The organism is Staphylococcus sp. HMSC063F05 (assembly GCF_001837075.1).
Classification (GTDB): domain Bacteria; phylum Bacillota; class Bacilli; order Staphylococcales; family Staphylococcaceae; genus Staphylococcus; species Staphylococcus epidermidis.
The window spans coordinates 1-252 of sequence record NZ_KV831346.1; the positions used below are offsets into that span (position 1 = coordinate 1).

Here is a 252-nt window from a genome sequence, read left to right on the forward strand (position 1 = left end):
AAAAAGGTAATTGAAAATTACATTCGTAATCAATTACAAGAAGATATCGTTGCAGATCAAATTTCAATGGAAGAATACCTAGATCCCTTTACAGGAGAAGAAATTAAAAAAAGACGAAAAAAATAGTACCCCTTTAGGGGTGCTGGGAAAGTAGTGCAGTTGGCTGACCTATCAGTGCCCTTTTAGGGCTGGCCAGTAAGAAAGGCTTATAGCCGTAGAACAAACCACCCGTTCATACGGGTGGTTTTGATT

The 252-nt window shown here is 38.9% G+C and carries 1 pseudogene; it reads left to right on the plus strand.

From position 1 onward, the window contains the following. Positions 1–126, plus strand: a pseudogene (locus tag HMPREF2576_RS07215) (IS200/IS605 family transposase); the annotation flags it as partial. Positions 127–252 lie beyond the last annotated feature (126 nt).